Annotated in this window: 21 protein-coding genes and 1 pseudogene; 7 read left to right on the top strand and 15 right to left on the bottom strand. The window is 68.6% G+C overall.

All coding sequences use genetic code 11. From position 1 onward, the window contains the following. Positions 1-15 precede the first annotated feature (15 nt). Complete coding sequence (locus ACFFQA_RS17655) at positions 16-450, top strand: MarR family winged helix-turn-helix transcriptional regulator (RefSeq protein WP_377853096.1); 435 nt, start codon at positions 16-18, stop codon at positions 448-450. Positions 451-468: 18 nt separating this feature from the next. Here ACFFQA_RS17655 and ACFFQA_RS17650 read toward each other — a convergent pair whose 3' ends face one another. Both ACFFQA_RS17650 and ACFFQA_RS17645 read right to left on the bottom strand, forming a co-directional pair. After that, positions 469-1029: a hypothetical protein gene (locus tag ACFFQA_RS17650; RefSeq protein ID WP_377853094.1), complete on the bottom strand. Its 561-nt coding sequence runs from the start codon at positions 1027-1029 to the stop codon at positions 469-471. Positions 1030-1076: 47 nt separating this feature from the next. Beyond that, the gene (locus ACFFQA_RS17645) at positions 1077-4223 is read right to left on the bottom strand and encodes an ATP-binding protein (protein ID WP_377853092.1); all 3147 of its coding nucleotides are present in this window, start codon (positions 4221-4223) and stop codon (positions 1077-1079) included. Between the two features lie 134 nt (positions 4224-4357). On the opposite strand from ACFFQA_RS17645, the gene ACFFQA_RS17640 reads away from it, so the two are divergent. Next, positions 4358-5236 (top strand): alpha/beta fold hydrolase, encoded by an 879-nt coding sequence (locus tag ACFFQA_RS17640; RefSeq protein WP_377853091.1) that lies wholly within the window; start codon positions 4358-4360, stop codon positions 5234-5236. Here the strand turns inward: ACFFQA_RS17640 and ACFFQA_RS17635 are convergent. The 4 genes from ACFFQA_RS17635 to ACFFQA_RS17620 form a co-directional block, all read right to left on the bottom strand. Then, positions 5222-6271, bottom strand: a complete 1050-nt coding sequence (locus tag ACFFQA_RS17635) for a L,D-transpeptidase (protein WP_377853089.1) — start codon at positions 6269-6271, stop codon at positions 5222-5224. The genes ACFFQA_RS17640 and ACFFQA_RS17635 overlap by 15 nt on opposite strands. 39 nt (positions 6272-6310) lie before the next feature. Continuing rightward, the gene (locus ACFFQA_RS17630; protein ID WP_377853087.1) at positions 6311-7459 is read right to left on the bottom strand and encodes a serine hydrolase domain-containing protein; all 1149 of its coding nucleotides are present in this window, start codon (positions 7457-7459) and stop codon (positions 6311-6313) included. 75 nt (positions 7460-7534) lie between these two features. Further along, positions 7535-7867 (bottom strand): pyridoxamine 5'-phosphate oxidase family protein, encoded by a 333-nt coding sequence (locus tag ACFFQA_RS17625; protein WP_377853086.1) that lies wholly within the window; start codon positions 7865-7867, stop codon positions 7535-7537. A gap of 258 nt (positions 7868-8125) precedes the next feature. After that, positions 8126-8395, bottom strand: a complete 270-nt coding sequence (locus ACFFQA_RS17620; RefSeq protein ID WP_377853084.1) for a hypothetical protein — start codon at positions 8393-8395, stop codon at positions 8126-8128. Between the two features lie 273 nt (positions 8396-8668). Between ACFFQA_RS17620 and ACFFQA_RS17615 the strand changes: the two genes are divergently transcribed. Next, entirely contained in the window at positions 8669-9673 is a 1005-nt protein-coding gene (locus ACFFQA_RS17615) for a squalene cyclase (RefSeq protein WP_377853082.1), read from the top strand. On the opposite strand, the gene ACFFQA_RS17610 is transcribed toward ACFFQA_RS17615, so the two are convergent. Further along, on the bottom strand, positions 9645-10754 hold the full coding sequence (locus ACFFQA_RS17610) for a hypothetical protein (RefSeq protein ID WP_377853081.1): 1110 nt from the start codon (positions 10752-10754) through the stop codon (positions 9645-9647). The two genes, ACFFQA_RS17615 and ACFFQA_RS17610, sit on opposite strands and share 29 nt — an antisense overlap. A 264-nt stretch (positions 10755-11018) precedes the next feature. Then, complete coding sequence (locus tag ACFFQA_RS17605; RefSeq protein WP_377853079.1) at positions 11019-11351, bottom strand: hypothetical protein; 333 nt, start codon at positions 11349-11351, stop codon at positions 11019-11021. Between the two features lie 325 nt (positions 11352-11676). Between ACFFQA_RS17605 and ACFFQA_RS17600 the strand changes: the two genes are divergently transcribed. Both ACFFQA_RS17600 and ACFFQA_RS17595 read left to right on the top strand, forming a co-directional pair. Beyond that, the gene (locus ACFFQA_RS17600; protein WP_377853078.1) at positions 11677-14271 is read left to right on the top strand and encodes a glycoside hydrolase family 172 protein; all 2595 of its coding nucleotides are present in this window, start codon (positions 11677-11679) and stop codon (positions 14269-14271) included. A 534-nt stretch (positions 14272-14805) separates the two neighbouring features. Continuing rightward, positions 14806-15375: a DUF4232 domain-containing protein gene (locus ACFFQA_RS17595; protein WP_377853076.1), complete on the top strand. Its 570-nt coding sequence runs from the start codon at positions 14806-14808 to the stop codon at positions 15373-15375. Between the two features lie 83 nt (positions 15376-15458). Here the strand turns inward: ACFFQA_RS17595 and ACFFQA_RS17590 are convergent, their stop codons facing one another. From ACFFQA_RS17590 to ACFFQA_RS17565, 6 genes are all read right to left on the bottom strand, one after another. After that, entirely contained in the window at positions 15459-15920 is a 462-nt protein-coding gene (locus ACFFQA_RS17590) for a VOC family protein (RefSeq protein WP_377853074.1), read from the bottom strand. Further along, entirely contained in the window at positions 15917-16099 is a 183-nt protein-coding gene (locus tag ACFFQA_RS17585; RefSeq protein WP_377853072.1) for a hypothetical protein, read from the bottom strand. The genes ACFFQA_RS17590 and ACFFQA_RS17585 overlap by 4 nt, the downstream gene beginning before the upstream one ends. A gap of 260 nt (positions 16100-16359) precedes the next feature. After that, positions 16360-17232 (bottom strand): hypothetical protein, encoded by an 873-nt coding sequence (locus tag ACFFQA_RS17580; RefSeq protein WP_377853071.1) that lies wholly within the window; start codon positions 17230-17232, stop codon positions 16360-16362. Positions 17233-17500: 268 nt separating this feature from the next. Continuing rightward, positions 17501-18154 carry a response regulator gene (locus ACFFQA_RS17575; RefSeq protein ID WP_377853069.1) on the bottom strand — a complete coding sequence of 218 codons (654 nt, stop codon included), beginning with the start codon at positions 18152-18154 and terminating at the stop codon, positions 17501-17503. Further along, complete coding sequence (locus tag ACFFQA_RS17570) at positions 18151-19089, bottom strand: sensor histidine kinase (RefSeq protein WP_377853067.1); 939 nt, start codon at positions 19087-19089, stop codon at positions 18151-18153. The genes ACFFQA_RS17575 and ACFFQA_RS17570 overlap by 4 nt, the downstream gene beginning before the upstream one ends. 35 nt (positions 19090-19124) lie before the next feature. Further along, positions 19125-20552 carry a serine hydrolase domain-containing protein gene (locus ACFFQA_RS17565; RefSeq protein WP_377853417.1) on the bottom strand — a complete coding sequence of 476 codons (1428 nt, stop codon included), beginning with the start codon at positions 20550-20552 and terminating at the stop codon, positions 19125-19127. A gap of 439 nt (positions 20553-20991) precedes the next feature. Between ACFFQA_RS17565 and ACFFQA_RS17560 the strand changes: the two genes are divergently transcribed. Further along, positions 20992-22083 carry a baeRF3 domain-containing protein gene (locus tag ACFFQA_RS17560; protein ID WP_377853065.1) on the top strand — a complete coding sequence of 364 codons (1092 nt, stop codon included), beginning with the start codon at positions 20992-20994 and terminating at the stop codon, positions 22081-22083. Positions 22084-22145: 62 nt separating this feature from the next. On the opposite strand, the gene ACFFQA_RS17555 is transcribed toward ACFFQA_RS17560, so the two are convergent. Next, positions 22146-22511: a barstar family protein gene (locus ACFFQA_RS17555; protein WP_377853064.1), complete on the bottom strand. Its 366-nt coding sequence runs from the start codon at positions 22509-22511 to the stop codon at positions 22146-22148. Positions 22512-22520: 9 nt separating this feature from the next. Between ACFFQA_RS17555 and ACFFQA_RS17550 the strand changes: the two are divergent. After that, positions 22521-22748 (top strand): annotated as a pseudogene (locus ACFFQA_RS17550) (hypothetical protein); the annotation flags it as partial.

The following is a 22748-nucleotide window of genomic DNA, read 5'->3' as shown; positions in this document are numbered from 1 at the left end:
CGCTAGACTCAGGGCATGGCGAGGCAGCCGGACCTTTCGGCGGACGGCGACATCGACCGCGACGTGTGCAAGCTGGTGCACCACTTCGCGCAGCGGCTCGACATCCACGTGCGCCGCGTCGCCGAGCAGCTCGGTCTCACCGCGACGCAGGTCGTCGCGATTCGCGAGCTGTCCGAGCCGATCACTGCTCGGGAGCTGGCGAACAGGATGTCCTGCGAGCCGTCGAACGCAACGTTCGTCCTCGACCGCCTCGAACAGCAGAGCCTGATCGAACGCAGACCGCACCCGACCGACCGGCGCGCCAAGCAGATCGTGCTCACCCCGGCCGGGCGGCGTTGCCGCACAACGGTGCTCAAGCACCTGGGCACCGAGTCCCCGCTGACCTCGCTCACCGCCACGCAGCAGGAAACCCTGCGCGATCTGCTGAAGAAGCTCGTCGCGGAGCCCTAACCCAGCCGCACAAGACCTCTACAGCGAGCCGGGCCGGATCCGCCTGCCAGCCGCGAACGCCGCCGCTTGGTAGGGCGGCAGCTCCTCCCCCTCCGCCACCACTTCGAGCTGCGCGCCACCGGGCCCCCAGAAGAGCCCAGTACGCCGTTCGAGGACACTCTCCCCTGCGGCGAACTCCGCGACGTAGACCGTCAGGTCCGGGCAGGGAGCAGCGGCTGACTGAGGAATACGACGAGCCTCGACCACGCGACGAAGCGTGGAGCAGGTGGTCACGTCGGCGATCAACAGATCATCCACTGTGGACAGTTCGGCGGACGGCTCGAAGTGGTAGACGGGGCGGTGACCGTTGACGCGCAGTTCGGCGAGGCCTGCGTAGGTAACCGTGATTCCGGCTTCAACCATCCGGTTCCACTCGGTGTCGCTGAGCGGGATCGCGTGATCGCGGACCATGTTCACCAGCGAGCGCTCCATGTCCCCGAACTCACCGGCGCCGAGGTGGTTCCACACCCACGCGAGGTCGTCGTCGGGAATCCTGCCCGCAAGACGGCGGAGGAAGTCGACATCGGGAGGAGTGGTCACCGCGTGAACGTACATCCGACAGTCAAACATATATCCACAATGGACGGTCACTCTCGGGTCCTGTCCTCGATCTCCTGTGCCTGCCGGTGGTGTTCGGTGGCCTGACGGTGCCGCCCCAGTGCGGCGGCCAGCCGACCGAGGTGGTGTGCGACAGGGCCGAGGGTGACCAGTCCGCTCCCGGCTCCGGCGAGCTCCCCTGCCGCGGGAAGCAGGTGGGAGTAGAGGCGTTCCATCGTCGACCGGTCTCCTGCCTCGATCGCGATCATGGCGTGCAGACAGGTGCGGGCCTCGAAGAGCAGGTCGCGCGGGGAGTCCGGGACGGCGCGCGCGGCGGCGAGCGCCTGCTCGCGGTTGCCTTGTGCGAACAGGACCAGCGGGCGGGCCCAGCTCTCGTACGGGCCCCAGTCGCCGGCCGGTTCGGCGTCGGGCGCGCTGATGCAGAGCAGGGCGAGCGGGAGGATCCCATCCTCCACACCGGGCATCCCGGTGCCCGTGAGCCGAGCGGCCGCCGCGCGGTAGGCGGTTCGCGCCTCATCGAGCCGACCGGTCATCGCGAGCCGCAGCGCGGCGTACCAGGCGGTGAACACGCCGACCAGCGGGAGTTCGTAGCGCTCGGCGAGCAGATCGGCCTCGGCTGCGTGCCGATCGGCGGCCGCGAGATCGGCGAGCGCGGCACCGGCCTGGATGAGGATCAGGTGCCCGAGCACCTCGAAGGTCACCAGGCCGCTGTGGCGTGCCGCAAGATCAAGCAGTTCCTGACCGATCCGAGCCCGTTGCGGAGCGAGTCCGGCCCGGTGGAAGGTCTGCATGAAGCGCCCGTTGAGCGCGTAGGCCAGCAGGGTCGGGTCGCCGAGGCGACGGGCGATCGCCTCGGCTTCACGTGCCGCGTCGCTCCCCCGCTGCCCGGCGTCACCACGCCGCTCCATCGCGATGGTGATCAGCAGGCGCGCGCGCTCGGCCTCGTGCTCGGCGGGCAGCAGAGGCAGCGTGCGTTCGGCAGCCGCTACGAGGTGGGCGGACAGGGCTTCGTCGTCGTTGGCCGTCCAGATCGCGGGCACGTCGAAGGCACCGATCACGCTGGCGGTCAGCAACGGTTCGCCCAGCGCCTCCGCCGCGGTGATCGCCTCCGCGCGGTGACGTCGCGCCTCTCGCAGGTCACCGGTCACCGCAAGCGCCCGCACAAGACCCATCACCGCGGCCAAGCGGTCCCGCGCGTCGACGTCCTCCGTGCTGTCCAAGGCCGCGCGCCACAAGCGTGCCGCCTCGTGCGGCGCGAACCGTTTCTCCGCTCGTTCAGCCGCAGCGCGCGTGTAGTGCGCGGTACGAGCCGCACTGGCCCGGGTCCCCGCTCGGAGCAGGTGGTGGGCGATCGCCTCCACGTCAGCGAGCCGTGCTTTTTCGATGATCTCGGCAACCGAGGCGTGCCACCGAGCCCGACGAGCGCGCGTGATGTCGTCGTAGAGCGTCTCGTGCACCAGAGCGTGGGCGAACCACAGGCGGTCAGCTTCCTGCTCCACCAGGAAACCCGCGAGGAGAGCGGCTTCGACGGAGTCCAGGACCTGGTTCTCGTCCCCGGCGAGCGAGACCAGCACGTCGAGATCCACGACTTGGCCGATGACAGCGGCCTGTCGCATGTGTGTTCTCGCCGTCTCGCCGAGCCTGGCCAGGCGATGTCGGATCACGTCGCGGACTCCCTCGGGCACGGCGTGCAGGGCCGCGTCACCCTCGGTCTCCCAGAGCCGGGTGAGCTCCCGGACGAAGAAGGGGTTGCCCGCGCTGCGCGAATGGATCATGCGCGCCGCGCCCGGAGGCATCTTCCTGCTGGTGATGGCCTCGGCCATCTCACGCACCTGCGGCTCGGACAGGCCACCCAGGTAGATCCGGGCCGGTTCCGTGCGGGCGGCTCGGCCCAGCGCCTCGGCCAGCGGGTCCGAGATCTCGGTCGAACGGTACGTGCCGACGATCAACACCGGCCCGACGCCGGGGTCGGCGGCCAGCGCGGTCAGCAGGGCGAGAGTCTCCTCGTCCGCCCAGTGCAGGTCGTCGAAGACCAGCAGCACAGGAGCCTTCGCGGCGACGGCGGACAGGTGCGAGCCGACCGCTCGATGTCGGTGAAACCGCGCTACGACTGGGTCTTCGGCAACCCGGGGAGTCAGTTCGTGCCCGCCGAGGCTCTCGCTCATCTGCGTCCACGGCCACGCCGAAGGCGCGCCCGGGAGCTCGGGGCTGGTGCCCCACGCGGTGATCCAGCCAGTGCTCTCCAAACGCCGGGTCAGGGCCCTGGCCAGCGCGGTCTTGCCAGCACCCGCGGCACCGGACACCAGTGCGAGCCGCGGCCGCCCGGTCGCCGCTGCTTCCTCCAGCTCGGCCAGCTCCTCGGTGCGGCCCACGAACGGGTGCTCGACCGGTCGCGCCTGCCGTGCGGGGTGGACGGTGAGGTGCGGGGCCTGGGCGAGGATGTCCGCCTCCACCTGCCGCAGGCTCTGACCGGGGTCCACGCCGAGCTCGGACCGGAGCACCGCACGAGCCTGGCGGAGCGTGGCCAGCGCATCGCCCTGCCGCCCCGCTCGGTAGAGCGCCAACGCCAGCAGCCGCCAGCCGTCCTCGCGCAGGGGATGGCCAGCGACATGGGCCTGGAGATCGGACACCGACTCGGCCGCCTGCCCCGAGGACAACGCAGCCTCAGCACGGCGTTCCACGGCGAGGAGGCGGAGCTCGTCCAGCCGGGTGATCTCGCCACGCGCCCAGTCCTGCTCGACGAACTCCGCATAGGCCGGTCCCCGCCACAGCGCGAGCACGTCGTCCAGCAGGGAGCGCGCTTCCCCGGCCCTGCCCTCGTCCAGCAGCTGGGCGGACGTGGCGACGGCGGCCTCGAAGCGCCAGGCGTCCACCATCCCGGGCTCGGCGCGCAGCGCGTAGCCAGGTGCCGCCGTGACCAGCAGCCGGGAGGGCGTTCGAGGCGGGCGATCCGGCTCAAGGGCTTTCCGCAACGCGCCGACGAAGGTCTGCACGGCGCCGAGGGCGCCCTCCGGCGCGTCGTCCCAGAGATCGTCGATCAGCATCGCCACCGGCACGACCCGGCCCCTGGCGACCAGCAGGCGAGCCAGGACGGCCCGGTGCCGCAACCCCTTGAGGTCGACCGGCCCGCGCTCGTCCTCGGCCACCAGCGGGCCCAGCACACCGAAACGCACCATCACCACGAACCTAGGGCCTGTGCGGCCCGTCGTCCCGATGACCCGAGCCGGCTGAGCGGTCGCTGATCGGGTGCTGATCGGTGCGCGGCAGGTTGGGGGCCTACGACCGACCCGGACCGACAGGGAGAGCCGACATGGCACCGAAGATCACCGGATTCACCCAGAGGCGCGTCACCGTCGCCGAGGGCGTGGAGCTCAACGTCGCGGTGGGCGGCTCAGGCGACCCCGTCGTGCTGCTGCACGGGTTCCCGCAGACCCACCTGATGTGGCGGCACGTCGCCGCCGACCTGGCCGCCGACCACACGGTGATCTGCCCCGACCTGCGCGGCTACGGCGACAGCGACAAACCGGCGGACACCGACGGGCGGACCTACTCCAAGCGCACCATGGCCGCCGACGTCGTCGCACTGGCCCGCGCCCTCGGCCACGACCGCTTCGCACTCGCCGGGCACGACCGAGGCGCCCTGGTCGCCATCCGCGCCGGGCTCGACCACCCCGGCACGATCACCCACCTGGCCTCGCTCGACGTCCTGCCGACCCTCGACATGTGGGAGGTCATGCGCGGTGCCTCCGCCGCCGTCGGCTTCCACCTCTACCTGATGGCCCAGCCGCCCGGCCTGCCGGAGACGATGATCAACGCGGCGCCGGACGAGTTCTTCGGCCACTTCCTCGACCTCTGGGCCACCGACCCGGACGCCGTCCCCGCCGACGTCCGAGCCGCCTACCTGAAGGCCAGCCGCGAGGCCGTCCCCTCGATCGTCGCCGACTACCGGGCATCGGCTGCCGTCGACATCGAGCACGACGAGGCCGACCGGCGAGCGGGCAACCAGCTGCGGATGCCGGTGACCGTGCTGCAACAGGACTGGGGTGCCGTCCTCGGTTTCGACGGCGCCGCCCGGTGGCGGGCCTGGGCACCGGACCTGGAGCACACCACCGTGTCCTGCGGGCACTTCATGGCCGAGGAAGCCCCCGCCGAGGTCATCAAGGCCTTGCGGGAGCTACTCATCCGGTGACCGCCGAGAGCGCCTTCCACTGCTCCCAGGAGTAGGCCCAGACGTCCGCGCCCTGCGCAGGCAGGTCGATCGGGGATCCCCCGGCAACGCGATGCCGTAGTAGTCCTTGGCGTTCGCCGCCGACAGGTTCGCACAGCCCTGCGAAACGTTGCTGCGGCCCTGCTCGTTGACGGTGTCCTCGTTCTGGTGGATGAACTCACCGTTGTAGGCGTCGAAGTTGAACCGCTCCATGTGGTGCTTCGGCTTCATCTCCATGACGAAGTACCTGCCGTTGCGGGTGACCAGCTTCGGATCGGACTCCTTGCCGTAGCTGGCGGGGTACTCCCGGATCTTCTTGCCGTCCTGCTCCACGATCATGCGGTGGTTGTCGGTGTCGGCGCGGACGAGCTGGTGGCGACCGATGGTGAAGCTCACCGTGAAGTCGTTCTTGCCGTAGGCGTCTTCCCCGATGCGCACACCGCGCAGGCTGCTCCGGACGGTCACCTTCGCACCGGGCTGCCAGTACTCCTTCGGCTGCCACGTCAGGTTCATCCCGTCCACCCAACCCCACGATCCCTCGGTGCTCGGTGTGGACTCCACGGAGAGCACCCTCTCGACGGCCGCGCGGTCCTTCGGCTTGATCCCCGGCTCTTGGAAGACCAGCCGCACGGGCCGCGCGACCCCGTAGACGCCGCCCTCGGCGGTCTCCCCGTCCCCGAGCGCGATCAGCTTCCGTGGCTTGACGGTGCGGAAAGTGCCGCTGGAGTAGCTGTAGTCCTTGTCGAAGTCCGGCTTCTCCGTCGCGGTCCAGCTGCGCCGGTCGGTGGCCAACGCGCCCCGGATCCGACGTCCCCCTGCTTCGGTGAGCGTGACCTCCCCCAGCGTTGCGTTGGCCACGCTCACCCGCAGTGCGGCCGCCGGGCTGACTCCGGTCGCCTTGTCAGCGGGCTCGACAACGACCTCGGCCTGCTGCCGCGGCTGCGGGGCCGGTGGGTCCGCGTCGGTACTGCACGAGCTCAGCCCCAGCGCTCCCACCACAGCAAACGCGGCCGCCATGTCCTCCCCTACGAGATGTGGATTCGTCGCTTCGGGCCGTCACGCGCCGGCGGCGTACCTCCAGAAGTCCCGCATCAGGGTCGGCGGGGTCGGACCGGCCATCTCCAGCTGGGTGAGCAGGATGGTGACCGCACCGGTTGACGGCGTGATGTGCGCCGCGGTCCCGGTGCCGCCGACCCAGCCATAGCGTCCCGGCACGTTCCAGTGATCGACGGGTGCGACATCGACCGAGCCGCCGAAGCCCCAGCCCTGGCCCTCCAGGAACAACTCTCCGGCTTCCCGCTGGGACGGGGTCAGGTGGTCGGTGGTCATCTGCCGCACCGACGCGGGTGAGAGCAGGCGGCGACCGTCGCAGGTCCCGTCGCCGAGCAGCATCCGCGCGAAGCGGTGCAGGTCGTCGGCGGTCGAGACCAACCCGCCCGCGCCGGAGGGGAACGCGGGCAGGCTGCTCCACTGCCCGTCCGGGGCGTCGACCAGGTCCAGGCCACCCTCCGGGTTGGGCCGGTAGTAGCCGGTGAACCGGTCGAGCTTGTCCACGGGGACCGCGAAACCGGTGTCGGCCATGCCGAGCGGTTCGAACACCCGCTCGGCCAGGAACTCGGGCAGCGGGCGACCCGAGACCCTGGCGACCAGGACACCCTGGATGTCGGAGCAGGTGTTGTACAGCCACGCCTCACCCGGCTGCCGAAGCAGGGGGATGCGGGACAGCGTCGCCATCCATTCTTCAGGCGCCGCAACGGTGTGCGGCTGCGGCGGCCCCTGCTTCAACTCGCTGAACAACAGGCCGACCGCGGGCAGTGAGAAGTCCGCGGGGAAGCCGTAGCCCGCGCGGAAGGTGAGCAGATCCGCGACGGTGATCGGCCGGTTGGCCGGGACCACGTCGTCGACCGGGCCGGCCGGTGTGCGGACGACGGTCGGCGACGCCAGCTCCGGCAGCCAGTGCCCGACCGGGTCCTCCAACGCGATGCGCCCGTCGTCGACCAGCATCATGACCGCGGCGGCCGTGATGGGCTTGGTGACCGACGCGACGCGGAAGATCGAGTCCCTGGCCATAGGCGCGCTGCCGTCGGCGTCCACCGAGCCGACGGCGCACACCTCGACGCGGTCGCCGTGTGCCACCAAGCCCACCGCTCCCGGCGCCGACGCGGTGCCGAGGTGCGCTTCCAGAAGCTCATGCAGGTCGGTCATCGGCCCACCCTCTCTCGTGTGCTGTCAAGGGATAGACCACCCGCGCACCGAAAAGTCATCGGCCACCGGACCGGCTCAGCTGTCGTCGGTCGAGTACCAGCGTTGCGGGCGCATGCGCAGGGTCATGATCGGCGCGTTCTCGATCCGCGCGAGGAAGTCGGCGGCGTCATCGCCCTGGAGGTAGCGGTAGGTCATGGACTCCCGGTCGGCCTGCGAGGTCTCGGCCTCGATGGCCACCACCGGACCGGAGACGCTCACGTACCGGCACGGCGAAGTCTCGCTCTGCGCCACCAAGGTGAACTCGCGCGCGGCATCCGCCAGCCGGAACTTGAGCGAGCCCGGATCAGTCTGCACGAGAACCTCGCCACCCCACCCGGCGTCACCCCACCCGGCGTCACCCTCGGCCATTCGCGGGCTTATGGACGCGCCCAGAGCGGCAAAGAGGTCCATAAGCCCGCGAATGGCGGAAAAAGGGACGGGGTAAGGCAGGCACTCGCTACCCCACCGCCACGCCACCCCACCCGGCGTCACTTCCGGCCATTCGCGGGCTTATGGACGTGTTCGGAGCAGCGAAGAGGTCCATAAGCCCGCGAATGGCGGAAAGGGGGCGGGAGGGGGTGGAGTCCGTAAGGGACAGTGCGGAGTGGACGAACAGGAGGTGTGGCTCTACTTGTTGACGGGGTAGGCCTTGGGGGTTCCGTTCTTGTCGACGGCGATCCCGGCGTAGCGGCTGACCCAGAACGGGTCGAGCACGATCGGGCCGCCGCCCACCTTGCCGTACAACGCTCCGTGCCACGCGACAGTGATGCTGCTGGGAGCCACGCGGTTGGCGGCCTGGTCTGGCAGCGTCCACAGTTGCTGGGCGGTCTTGGCGTCGTATCCGGTGACCCGCTCACCGTTCGTGCAGACGAGGACCGACGCTCGTCGTACAGGCACTCGCCGTAGGCCCTGCCGCCGAAGCCGCCCTCGCCCTTCAGCTCGGACTTGACCGCGCCGGTCGCGGAGTCCAGGAACGGCAGCGACGGCTTGCCTCTGCCGTAGTCGGTGCGGTTGACCACCACCAGCGCCGGATCGGCCTGGATCACCGTGAGCTGGCTGGCCCTGCCCGCTCCCACCCACAGCTGATTGCCGGTGGCGACGTCCAACGCGGTGGCCTGGATCATCGACCGGTTCTCTGCGACGTTGAAGTCCCTGCCCTAGGGTCGCTCCATGCTGACCGAGGCCCTGCTCACGTGGCTGCGCGACTCCGATCCGGCTTTGCGCTGGCAGGTCGAGCGCGATCTCATGGATGAGCCGCCCGAGGTGTGGGAGGCAACGAGAGCGAGGATCGCGACCGAGGGCTTCGGCGCGCAGCTGCTCGCACTCCAGGACCCGGACGGCCAGTGGGCGGGCGGCGCGTTCTTCCCCGCTGACTTCGACTTCCAGGAAGGAGCGGCCGGGCAGCCCTGGACGGCGACGACGTGGACGCTCAACTCGCTGCGGGAGTGGGGCCTCGGTTCCGCTGTCCTGCGCGAGCGCCGCACCGCCGAGCTGCTCGCCGAGAACAGCCGCTGGGAGTACGAGAACCTGCCGTACTGGGGTGGCGAGGTCGACTGCTGCATCAACGCATGGACGGTCGCGAACGGGCTGTGGCTCGGCGCCGACGTCACCGGCATCGTCGACTGGTTCCTGGAGCACCGGCTGCCCGACGGCGGTTGGAACTGCGAGTGGGTCGAGGGCTCAACGCGGTCCTCGTTCCACTCGACGCTCAACTCCCTCAAGGGACTGCTCGCCTACGACCTCGCGACCGGAGGCACGGAAGCGACGCGCGCTGCCCGGCGCTCGGGCGAGGAGTACCTGCTGCGGCGCGGACTCTTCCGCCGACTCTCGACGGGCGAACCCGTTGCACCGTGGGTGGACCGCTTCGCTTACCCGTTCCGCTGGTTCTACAGCGTGCTCAACGCGGTCGAGTACTTCCGCCAGGCTACGCAGGTCGACGGCGGGACGCCGGACCCGCGCATGGCCGACGCGATCGAGCTCATCCGCGCCGCCAGGCAGCCCGACGGCACCTGGCTCCAGGCCCGCAGACATCCCGGGCGGGTGTGGTTCGAGGTCGACGCGCCGGCCGGGGCACCATCGAAGTGGCTGACACTGTTCGGAACCCGAGTGCTCGCCTGGTGGGACGCGCATGGCGGGCTCCCGGGCGTCAGTAGTCGGCGGCGTGGCTCTCCATGACCCACAACGTGCCGCCGGTCGGCGAGGCCGCCTTCGTCTTGGCGTTGTAGCCCAACGTGAGGAAGGTTCCCGGCGCGATCTCCACGCTCGACGGGTTGGCCTGGTCCGCGGCTCCTGAGTTGTAGATCGGAACGACCTTGCCCTTCGACCAGGTAGCAGCGGGGTTGCCGATCAGCGTGCCGACGGTGGGGCGACCGGTCTTCGCCTTGTCCCCGTAGGTGAACAGCAGCTTGCCGCTCGCGGTCTTGAGCAGGTGGTGGGAGTTCGCCAGCACCCCGGTGAAGCTCTGGTAGGTGAACGCGGGGGTTGCCGCGTAAGGGTTCCACTTGGCGATGATCGCCGGGGAGCCGCCGCCGTCCTGCTCGGCGCGCACGACCGCGACGACGGTGTCGCCGTACTGGACCAGGCTCGGCTCGGTGTAGGTGCGACCCGCCGGGTTGCCGTTGCCGATGATCTTGTGCGAGCCGGTCACCTGGAGCCGCGGGTCGGCGGTCGGGCGGTAGGTGGCGCGGATGTAGTGCGCGCCACCGGCGGCGCCCGCGCTGTAGACCGGGATCAGCACCTGGTCCGTCCGCGTTCCCCTGTCCTCAAGTGCGAGCGGGACGCCGTGGCTGTAGACCCCGCCGGTGATGCCGGGCGCGGGCAGCTGGACGGGGTCGGTGAACTTCGTCCAGCCCGGCTTCCACACCGAGTAGTAGACCTTGCCGCCGGGCACGAAGAAGGTCATCAGGACGCTGCCGTCCTTCATCACGCCCAGCTTCGGGTCACGCGTGTCGATCCCGGCCATCGTCTTCGGGTCGGCCAGCGCGGGTCCCGCCTCGCTCCACGAGCGGCCGTTGGCGCTGCCGAAGGAGAGCTGGATCGTGCCGACCGTGCCCGCGTGCGCCGTCGCCCGGTGCCACACCGCCATGAGCCTGCCGTCGCGGAGCTTGACGACATCGGGGAACCGCGCCTCGTAGTCCCCCGGCTCCTGCACGATCTTGGTGACCATGCTGACCGCGGCCGCCGCGGGCTGAGCCGCGAGCCCGGTCACCAGCAGCGCGGCCAACGCGACTGACAGCAGCTTCTCGGTGCCCCGCATTCAGGTTCCCCTGTCGAACCGACGAGTGGGCACGATCGTGGCCGACCGCACCGCGAATGGGAAGCACCCGTGTCGAACCGATCTGGTGACATCCACGAAGATCCCACCTCCTCGGCCCAGAAGAGCGGTGTCGAAGTCGATGACCCCGACAGCCGATCTCGTCATGTTTCCGCCGATCAGGATTTCTTCCACTGGAAGTCAGGGGCACTCCTCCACCCGCTGTGGCGGCTCCAGTGGCCGATCGGCCCACCCCGGCGGGTAGCGCTACTTGGTCGAGAACTTCATGTCCTGCCTGGCGAAGTTGATCCAGCCGTTGCAGCTGATCCTCTTGTTGTCGGAGGTGATGCCGTACCCGGTGCCGCCCTTGCTCAGCGGCCCGCAACTGGTGGCGCCCTTGAAGGCGTACCGCTCCGGACGGTCCTTCACCAGGCAGAACAGCTCGTTGTCGCCGTGGATGACGAAGATCCCCGTGTACACGTGGATGTCGGCACACCTCTGGGCCGGGGTCTTCGCGGCAGGCGCCGCCTGGGCCGCGGCGGGCAGTGCCACCAGGCCGAGGGTCGTGATCGCGATGGCCAGCGCGGAGCGCATACGCATAAAATGTTCCTTTGAAAATTGTGCTGACTGCAGAAAATTGGCATCTCGATCACCAGTGCCGATCACAACGCGAGCAACAGGCGCGGTGCTCTCAGCGCATTTCTTCGAGAGCGGACGAGTCGGGCAAGTCCGCTAGCCAGTGAGACCGTACACCGACCAGCCCCTACCATTCGACAGCTTCGGCGCATGACGAAAGGCCGGAAAGGGAAGCAACTCTTCCTCGACCCACTCGTCATTTCAGAGCGTTAGTCGTAATCACTGCTGTCCGCTGTGGACAGCGAAACAAGGGAGTGCCATGCGTGGCATCCATCGTCCCCCTCTCTCCTTGAGCCGGCTGTCCGCTCTCCTCGCGGCCGCCGCCGTGGCCCTCGGTGCGGCTCCGGCGGTCTCCGCCCAGACCGCGGCGCCGTCAGGGGACAAGGGACCCGTCGGCTGGGCCACCTACCGCCAGCTCGACGGCATGGCCACGCTGCGCGGGGGTTCCGAGACCCGACAGTTCTCCAGCTATGACAGGACTGGGCGCAACAACGACGGTTTCGACGGCGAGTTCTCCTGCCTGCGCACGACCGAGGGCAACTGCGTCATCGCCGAACGCGCCGGTGCCGGTGAGATCGAGTCGATGTGGTTCACCCGTGACGGGGGCGTGGTCACCAAGACCGGCTGGATCAAGGTGGAGCTCGACGGGAAGACGGTGCTCAAGGCGCCGCTCCAGGACGTGGTCGACGGCAAGCTCGGCGCACCGTTCGTGTGGCCGCTGGTGGGCAACCGGGACGACACCTCCGGCGGTGTGGTGGTCAAGGTTCCGATGCCGTTCCGCAAGTCGATGCGGGTGACCACGCAGCACAACCCGCTGTTCCACCACGTGGTCTACCGGACCTTCGCCGACGCGGACGGGGTTCCCGAGTTCAACCCCAAGGACCCGGCGACGGACGTGATCACCCGGCTGCGGGCGGTCGGCGTCACCGATCCGAAGCCCGCCAAGCCGGGGGCGACCACCCGTCGGTCCACTGTGGACATCGAACCCGGCGCGACCGCGCGGGTCGCCGAGCTGACGGGGCCCGCGCAGATCAGCCAGCTGCGGGTGCGGCTGCCCCAGGTGATCGCGAGCCCGGCGGTCAGCGACGACGGCAGGGCGTACGGGGCCGGCGGCTCCAGCACGTTCACCGCCGCGGTGCACCCGGAGAACTCCGGAGTGCGGCTGACCCGGCGCTACGACCCGGAGGTGGAGAAGCAGCGGGCGAAGGTGCTGGTGGACGGCGTGATCGCCGGGCAGTGGTACCACGAGTCGAAGGTGGGCCCGTTGACCTGGGCGGACCAGTCCATCGACATCGCACCCGAGTTGACCGCGGGCAAGTCGAAGCTGGCCATCCGCAACGAGTTCGTGTCGTCCGATGTGGACTTCAACGAGTTCCGCTACGACGTGCACAGCCTGGTGGACGGGACCTGGGTGCGCACGGATGTGATGGACCTCGGCCCGCACCACCGCGGCGAGGAGGCCGTGCACGGCTACCGCGTCGAGAAGCAGCAGTGGCAGGGGCGGCGGTCCTTCTACTATCCGGTCGACGCCGGCCAGGTGGCGGCATCGGACGACGTGCTGACCGGTGCGCGGCTGCGGATCAGCTTCGACGGAGCGACCACTGTGGACGCTCCGATCGGGGAGTTCTTCGGTTCCGGGCTCGGCGAGTTCGACGTGCGGTCGCTGATGTTCGCCATGGACCCGACCAAGGACGGCTGGTACACCTCGTGGTGGCCGATGCCGTTCGCGCGGCGCGCGGTGGTGGAGATCGTCAACGGCAGCGGGGTACGCATCCCCGGCGCTTCGGTCGAACTGACATCAGCGCCGGACAGCACCATCGCGGAGCGCTTGCGCCCCAACGGTTCACTGGGTTACTTCAACGCCACGCACCGGCAGGGCGCCACCGAGAAGGACAAGGACTGGATCGTCATGGACACCTCCGGCCGAGGGGTGTTCTACGGGATGGCCCACACCATGCGCGGCAAGCTCCCGCTCACCACCGACATCCCCCGGCTGTACCTGGAAGGCGACGAGCGCGTCTACGCCGACGGGCTGCTGACGCCGATCCAGCACGGCACCGGGACGGAGGACTTCTACGAGGCCGGGTGGTACTTCCACAACGGTTCGTTCGCGATGCCGCTGGCGGGCAACCCGGCGCATGAGGTCGGTGGGGACGGCTGCCGGTTCGACTGCACCGGGGCGTACCGGCTGATGCTGCCCGATGCGATTCCCTTCAACACGGCCCTGCGCTTCGGCATCGAGTCCGGGCCGGTGGCCGACGTGCCCGCCGACTACAGCTCCACCTCCTACTGGTACGGCCAGCCCCAGGCGACGCTGCGCACCACCGACCGCATCGACGTCACCGACGCCGAGAACCGCGAGCAGCACGGCTACCGCGCCGACAAGGAGACCAAAGCCCAGCTCACCTCCAGCTTCGAAGGCGACAACGACCACGACACCGTCAAGGGCCCGGTCACCTCGGCGACCGGGCCGATCACCTTCACCGTCGCGGTGGACCAGAAGAACTCCGGCGTGCAACTCATCCGCACCGCTGACCACACCCGCCCGTACCAGGAGGTCAAGGTCATGGTGGACGGCCAGGCGGTCGGAACATGGCTCCAGGCCACCGGCAACGCCCACCAGCGGTGGCTCCAGGACGCCTTCACCATCCCGGCGAAGGTCACCTCGGGCAAGCGTGCGCTGGCGGTCACGCTGGAGCCGGTGCCGGGCTCGGCGCCGTGGTCGGCGAGCGACTACCACGTCCGCTCGTTCGTGGCGCCGTTCGACCAGGGGCGGTCGGTGGCGCAGCGGATCGACCCGGCCGCGCTCGACTGGACCGCTCCGGACCGCGGACCGCTCGTCCGCGACTCGCGCGACCCCGTCTCCACCAGGCAGGGCCGCTAGCCGCTCTCGCGCCCCGGACGGCATTCGGGTCGTCCGGGGCACTGGCGGAGCCACTTGGAGGCCAGCTAGAACCGTTGCACCGCAGGCAGAATCGCTTATCTCGACCAGAAAACCTTTGCTGGACAACGGGAAACCAGAACGACGCACACAACTCCAACACTGCCGAAATGCGGTGCTGCCGCCCCGAGGTGCACTTCGCCCGGTCCTGAGCCAACTACTCCAGCGAGGACCACCTGACCGCCTCCTCCACGCAGGAGACCGCCGCTGAGGCCGAGCTCGACATCCGTGAGACCCGTGGCCCGGAATGGACGCGCGTTTCCCAGTTTCTCGCGGACAAAACACGAAAATGACCACCGTGACCCATATCACTTCGCATGAACCCGGCAACCCGGGTGGCCGTCTTCAGGGTGTTGGCTCGAACAAGCGAATAACCTCTTTGGTCACTGCCAGGCGCAACGTTGCGATTGAGTTCGAACAGTCAGATCACACCCCAGCGCCAGCAATGCTCTTCACCAGGGAGAGAAAGGAATTCCTGTGCCCCAGACATTCCTCAAGCGCATGTCGGCCGGTGCCGCGATCACCGCGGGCGTGCTCGCGCTCGGCCTCAGCGGCTCAGCCGCCGCACTGGCCGCTCCCCCCGCCGGTGAAGAACCCGCCACCCCGCACTGCGCGTCCGGGGACCTCGCGGTGGCACTGGACACCCCGAAGGAGTCCGCGGAGGCCAAGGGGCAGTTCAGCATCGCGATGACCTTCAAGAACATCTCCGATCGGACCTGCGTGACCGAAGGGGTGCCCGGCGTCGACCTCGTCGGCCCCGATGACCCCAACGGCCCCGTCTACCGCCTCACCAAGGGCGCGAAGGAAGCGCCGGTGAGCTTCCTCGATCCGGACGAGACGGCCACCACCGCCACCATCGTCGTGCTGACGCCGAGCCCGGGTTCGGTCGGCAGCATGGGATCGACATCGTGGACACCGACCACGGTCGAGGTCACGCCCAAGGGACTGGACAAGCCGTTGATCGCGGAATGGAGCTCCCAGCTTCCCGTGCTCCGACAGGACAGCGCGACCCATCCGGGTTCTTATGTCGAAGGCATTCCCGGCTGACAGCCAGTAGCAATTGAGGGGTGGGCCGAGTCGGCCCACCCCTCAACTCCGAAAAGATCAAATTCTCAGCCGGCGGAGCTGCCTCAGTCCAGGCAGAACTCATTGCCCTCGGGGTCGGTCATCACGATGAACCCCGCACTCATCGGAGGAGCGGGCTCGTGCCGCCGCACCCGCTTCGCCCCCAGCGCGACGAGCCGGTCGCACTCGGCCTCCAGTGCCGCCATCCGCTCCTCCCCCTGCAGTCCGGGAGCCGCGCGGATGTCCAGGTGCATGCGGTTCTTGGCGACCTTGTCCTCTGGAACCTGCTGGAAGAACAGCCGTGGGCCGCGCCCGTCCGGGTCCTCGACTGCCGAGTTCGTGTTGCGCTGCTCCTCCGGTACCCCGATCCGCGCGAGGAAGTCATCCCACGCGGCCAGCGGGTCGGCGCCCTCGGGCAGGTCGACTCCGGGCGGGCCGGGGTGGACGTAGCCCAGCGCGTCACGCCAGAAGGAGGACAGCGCCTTCGGATCGTGCGCGTCGAAGGTGACCTGGATGTGACGGCTCATCGAGTTGCTCCGTTCGCGGTGGACTTCGTGTGCAGGTAGAGATCGCGCAGCAGGCAGACCTCGGAAAGATGGTGGATCGGCTCGCGGTGGATGCGCAGCATGAGATCAGCCACGGCCCCCTCGGGGGATGGCGCACTCCCCTGCGGCGTCCGGTTCCAGTCGAGTTCGTCTGCCTCCACGGGGACACCCTGACATCCGTTGCGGACAGGTTTGGTCCTCCAGCGGTGTCAGACTCGCCCCGATCAGGCCGTGCTTCGCGTGCGCTTCGAGGTCGCCGCCACTGAACCGGTTGAGCGCGAGCACGAGCTGCACGGTGCCCACTAACCCGGCGAAGGCGCGTGGTCAGCTCATCGCTGCCCACGCACCTTCGAACCCAACAATGTGAACGCGCTGTCAGCGGTTACACGGCCACTGCCGAGGCCCCGCCGTCACGCACCTTCTACGGCTGGCGGCCCTGCGCGGCGATCTCGCGGAACGCCGCCTTCTCCTTCTCTGTGTCGAGCTTCCACTTGCCGTCGTTGTTCTGCTGCCAGTACAGGAAGTGGTGCGCGCCCTTCTCCTTGGCGAAGGCCCAGTCGTCGGCGAGGATGGCGATGCGCTTCTGCTCACCGTGCTCGGCGGCGATGCCCCGTTCCGCGATGCCCCACGGCTTGCCGCTGGGAACCTTGATCAGATCCCACCACCGCTTGAACCCGGCGTCGTCACGGATGGCGATGGCCTCGCGCGGCCCGGCGTAGATGTCCAGCGCGACACCGTCTGCGGCGCGGGCGGCGTCGATCCACCCGGCAGGGCTGCCGACGTTGCCCTTGGAGTTGGTCTCCCACTGGTAGGCCATCGCCGCGTACCACACCTGCACGCCGGAGTTGGCGGACTTGACCACCGCGATGGTCTTGCGCATCAGCTGGGCGAACTTCGCCCCGGACATGTTGTCCTCGGGCTCGTGGTAGACGGTGAAGATCGTCCCCGACGGCAGCTCGCGGGCGAGCGCGGTGAGCTCCTTGTCGTACTTGCCGTCGATGTAGCCCTGGATGTCGTTGTTGGGCGGCTTGGCCGAGTACCAGTGCAGCGACCCCGCCTTGTGCCAGTTCGCCGACGACGGCTCCCGCAGGGTCGGGTCGAAGGAACGGCGGTAGCTCAGCTTGCCGCCGCCGATGTCGTCCTGAGCCGCCGACCACCCGTCCGCCGCCGGACCGGTGCTCGCCCCCACCCAGACCTCGGACGCCGCCTTGGCGGGCGCTTCCGCCAGCACCGCGAGAGGGATCACCGCGGCCAGAGCAGCCGCGGTGAGCAGTGTTGTGATTCTCCTTGGCACGTAGGGCTCCTTGGAAAAGCTCGCCGACAAGGACGGGGAGACGCGGGGTTGCCCCCTTTCCCCGAGCAGACGAATGACGAGGGTCTGCGTAGCGCCGCATCGTCGCCCAGCGATTCGGCCACGAACACCCCCGATTCGAAGGATGGGGCTCGAAGAATCGAATGAGAGCGTTGCCAGTGGGGTCCGCCGTGCCACCAGGAGGCGACTGATCCCTTTCCCCCGGAGTTCAACTCCCCCTTGAGAGCCCACATCCAGCGCTTGACCAAAGTCATTGCGGCACAAGGCCAGCATCATGGGCGAGCACAGCGGCCTGCACGCGGTTGGTCAGGGCCAAGCGCGTGAAAATGGTGCTGACGTGGCCCTTCACCGTGCCCTCAACCAGGTTCAGGCGGGTCGCGATCTGCGAGTTGCTCAGCCCTGTGCCGAGGAGTGCGAGTACTTCCCGCTCGCGGTCGGTCAGGACGTCGATCCTCGCCTTCGCGTTCGCCGACCGGGTCAGCGCGGTGGCGCGGAACGTGGCCAGGACCCTGGCCGCGACCTCGGGAGCGAGGTAGGCGCCGCCTCCGGCCACCGCGTGCACCCCGGCCAGCAACTCCCGAGGGTCGCCGGACTTGAGGAGGAAACCCCGCGCGCCGCCGTCGAGAGCCCCACTGACGTACGCGTCGTCGCCGAACGTGGTCAGAATCGCCACAGCGGTCTTCGGCACGGCCTTGGTGATCTCGACGGTGGCCGCCAGCCCGTCCAGCCGGGGCATCCGGATGTCCAGCAGCGCCACATCCGGTTGGTGCGCCAAGCACAGCTCGACCGCCTCGCTGCCGTCGGACGCCTCGGCGACAACGGTGATCCCCGGATCGGTTGCGAGGATCGCGGCGACGCCCGCGCGGATCATGGCCTCGTCATCGGCCAGCAGTACCCGGATCACAGTTCCCCCGTGTGCGGCAGCGTTGCGACCAACCCGAACGTCCGGCCGTCATCCTGAACGGTCATGGTGCCACCGGCCAGCCGCACCCGTTCCCGCAGCGCCGTCAGCCCGGTCCCGGTGCCAGGGGCGGACCGCGTCCTCGTCCGCCCGTTCGTGATCGTGATCGTCGACTCCGCGCCGGTGTTGGTGACGCGGACGCGCACCGCAGCTCCTGGAGCGTGTTTGGCCGCATTGGTCAGCGCTTCCTGCACGATGCGGTGCGCGGTCTGGTTCGTGCTGGACGGCAACGACGCCCCGGTCCACTCGACCGCGACCCGCATCCCCGCGTCGACGGCGCGTGCGACAAGAGCCTCAATGTCCTCGTGCACAGGCACCAAGGGAGGCGGTTCGGCTTCCCGTAGCACGGTGACGATATGGGCCAGCCGCCGAGTCGCTTGGGAAGCGGCGGACCGGATCGCGCCAGCTGCCTCCCGATGCCGCTCGGGAAGATCCTGAGCCAGCTCCAGCGCGCCGGCTCGCAGTGCCACCAGACTCAGGTCGTGCCCCAACGTGTCGTGCATCTCGTGTGCGAGCCGCGCGCGCTCCACCAGGTGAACGCGTTCGGTCGTGAGCACAGCGAGGTCGGCGTGCTGCCGAGCGGAACGACCGACCAGCCACGGAAGCAGAACACAGATCGCCAGGAACAGCGGCGCCATCACCCAGGCCGACGGCAGGGCCAACCCCAGCGGAACGGCTGTCACCGCCGTCGCCACCAGAACAATCAGTGCCGACCGCGTCTGAGACATGCGCCGTCCGATGAGGAATGCGACTACGGCAACGGCCAACCCGACAACGACTGTCCACGGTGGAACGCTGCTGTCCACCGCCGTCGCGGTCACCTGGACGGCCACCGAACAGCCGGCCAGCGCGATGAGGTTCCGCACAGAGTCCGTCACGTGTCGCTCCTGGTCCTCCGGTAGTGGGTTCATTGTCATGCAGCGCGCAGCCGCCGCAACGTCCACACGCGGGTGACGAGGACGGCCAAGTTCATCACGCTCGCCACCAGCACCCAGACCACCAAGGCGAGCGAGTAGTGGGCGAGCTGATAGCCGGTGATGTCCCGTCCGTGTGCCAGCAGATCACCGAGGAGCGCCGGCAAGGACAACAGGACCACCAACGGCACAGCACGCGGAGCCAGGCGCAGAACGCGTTGCCAGGTCGGCAAGGGACGCGCTGACCAGCGAACGGTGCGCCGGAGGTTGCGAACGCCCAGGACCAGACTCAGCAGGGTCAACGCGGCCAAAACCGATTCGACGAGCGAACGGGTCGAGCTGCTGTCGGGCTGGCCACCTTCGAGCACAGCGGCGATGCCGTCCTCGATGGCTGTGGTGCCTTCGTTGCCGAGGGCAAGGCCGCTGTTGGTCAGCACGGCGACGCCGTACCCGGATGGCAGCAGCAGTTGCCCGGCCGTGAACGTGAACCAGACACCGTTGTGCCGCACGCGACCGTTGCTCTCCTGCCAACCCAACCCATATGTCCACTGTGGACTGTAAGGCGCGTGCATGGCGCTGACGGCCCGAGCGGACACCAGCTGCACGCCATCAGCGGTCCGGCCGCCGTTGTTGTGCACGATCAACCACTTCGCCATGTCCTCGGCCGTGGTGATGACGTCGTCGGCACCCGCGACGAACCGGTCGGGCTCGGTGGCCGGAACGGACAAGCCGTACGCGTGGATGTGCCCCTTCGCCACATCACCCGGCAGATCCCTTGGCACCGTGGTGATCGCGGTGGTGTCTCGCATGCCCGCCGGTTCGAAGACGTGCCTGCGCAGGTACTCGGCGTACGGCTCACCGCTCACCCGCTCGACCACGCGAGCGGCCAAGTGGAAGTTGGTGTTCGTGTAGCGGTAGGCGGTGCCAGGGGCAGTGGCCAGCGTCGCGCGGTGCGCCCGTGTCACGGCCTCCGCAGGAGACGCGGGCTGGTCGAGGGACTTCTCCGGCAGCGTGCGATCCGTGATACCAGAGGTGTTGCTCAGCAAGTGCCGGACTGTGATCGACTCACTGCGCGGATCAGCCACCTCGAAGTCCTGGACGTAGCGCCGCACCGGCGCGTCCAGGTCGAGCGCACCCCGGTCAGCCAGTTGCAGCACGGCCAGAGCGGTGAACGACTTGCTGACCGACCCGATCGGCATCCTCGTGCGCGAGGTCGTCCCCGCGCCCGTCGAGACAGTGCCGTACCCCGCGAGGTGAACCACCCGATCTCCCTTGGTGATCGCCACCGCGACGCCGGGATAGGCAGCGTTCTCGGCGTACTCCTCCACGTACCGGTCGACAGCGGCGGGATCGAAGCCCACCTCCGCATGCGCCACCTGCGGCATGCCTGACGCCGCCACGACGACCGCGGCGATCACTGTTCCCATCCGCTTCACTGGCTGCTCCTGATCTTCTCGGTTTCGAGGAGCAACGCTATGAACCGCGCACGGCGGGCGAACGTCCCGAACGCCAGGGTGCCCCCCTGACTTTCGTCAGGGGCCGAACGCCGTCGCGCCGGGGCACTACTTCGCGAACTCGAAAGATCAACGAGAGGAGCAGGCCCGCCGGAAGGCTTCGACCAGTTCGTCACCGGCCAGCTCGGCCGACTGCTCCAGTCTGCCGTCCACCAAACCTCCACAAGGAAAAGTCCACAGTAGACAAAGTTCGGGTGAACTGCGGTCAAGCAGATCGCCCGGCGGCCCCGGCTGGACAGGAGGCTTGACTTGCAGTCCTTTCACCGAGCTGAGGTGACTTTCGCCTCTGGCCACTTGGGCGGCCGAGACGGACCGTGCGAGGAAGCAGCACCAGCGAGCGAAAGGAGTCGCCGTGGACCCGTTCTCCCGGCATGACCTTGACACGCTGATCCGGCAGCCGCAGTCGCATTCGGTGTCGCTGTATCTCCCCACGCACCGCGCAGGCCCTGAGACACAGCAGGATCCCATCGACTTGACCAACTTGATCCGCCGTGCCGAGGCAGATCTGGTGCGCGGCGGACTCCGACGAGTAGCGGCGCTCGGCATCCTCCACCCGGCCCGCACTCTCGTCGACAACGCCGAGTTCTGGCGAGAGCGAGCCGATGGTCTCGCGGTATTCCTGCGACGAGGGTGGTGGCGGTCCTTCCGGCTGCCGGTGACTTTCGACGAAGCGGTCATGGTGTCCGACCGCTTCCGCGTATACCCGTTGCTTCAACTGTTCACCGGGGACGACAGGTTCTTCGTACTCGCGCTCAGCGAGAACGAAGCGAGGCTGTACCGCGGCAGCCGGTCCGGCATGCACACGGTGCCTGTGCCGGACATGCCGCACGGCGTCAAGGACGCACTGCGCTACGACGAGCCCCTGAGGCAGGGCGGCCACCGCCTGGGCGAGATCGGGGTGGTGAAGGTGCGCGCCGTAATACACGGGAAAGGACTCGGCGATGAAGTGCAGAAAGAACGACTCGGCCGCTACCTGTACGCCGTGAGTAATGCAGTCGACGCGCGTTTGACGAAGCAGCGTTGCCCACTCGTGCTGGCCGGGGTCGACTACATCCGAGCGGCCTACCGCGATATCACGGACTACCAGCACGTACTCGATACTGGCGTCGCCGGCAGTCCAGACCGCGTGCCGCCCGCACAACTGCATACCCGCGCGTGGGAACTGGTGGAGCCGGTCGCCGCCCGCGACAGGAACGACGCCGCGGCCCGCTACGAGAAGACCGCTGGAACTGGCCTCGCGTCCGATGACATCAACGACGTCACCGCGGCCGCCGAGTCGGGCCGTGTCGAGGTCCTGTTCCTCCCCACGGAGCAGCCTGAGCGCGAACTGGAACCGCTCGAATCAGCCGCCGTACACACGATCCGCACCGGTGGAACGGTCTACGTCGTCTCCACTACCGACATGCCGGGCCAGGGCCCGCTCGCGGCACTGTTCCGTTACTGAGCGGGAGGCGCCAAAGCGAGTAGCGGCCGCCAAGCTGGCCGCTGACACCTGCGCCGCACGCATCAACAACCAATCGAGCCTCCAAAATCCCGGGGCCGTTCATCCTCGCCACTTCGCCCCACAAAAATACTGACCCTCTTCGGATTTCCGCTTGTGACACCTGGATCGGCCAGCATCCGAGCAACGTCATCCAAGACAGCTAGCGCCAATTCGAATTCTTCAGGGAACCCATCGCTCAACGCCGAGGAATCCGGCCAGATGATGACAATCCGATCACTCCCAAGAGAGTCGATCCCCTCCCACAGAGAATCAGAAAAGGCATCCCAACTCCGCGCGCTGAGCAACGGAGGGCTCAGTCGAATAACTCGATCAATGGCGCGAAAGAACCCCTCTCGCCCGGAATGCTCCCCTGCCGGGATGACGTACACCGAGCATCCTTGTCGATCCGCTTCACGGGCAATGGAACCAACAAGATCCCGAGCCACAACCCTGAGGCCTACTTCAAACTTCACATTCATCACCTGATCCGACTTTCCCGAAGGAGCTCCGCCAAGACCACCTGGCCGATCCTCACCGAGTCCCACGACGCGCTGCGCACAGCGGTCGCCGCTGTCACCGACTGGGAGGCCGCGACCCCGTGCTCGCAGTGGAACGCCACCCAGGTC

This window comes from Allokutzneria oryzae (assembly GCF_042429765.1).
Classification (GTDB): domain Bacteria; phylum Actinomycetota; class Actinomycetes; order Mycobacteriales; family Pseudonocardiaceae; genus Allokutzneria; species Allokutzneria oryzae.
This window is presented reverse-complemented; position numbering and strand designations above follow the sequence as displayed.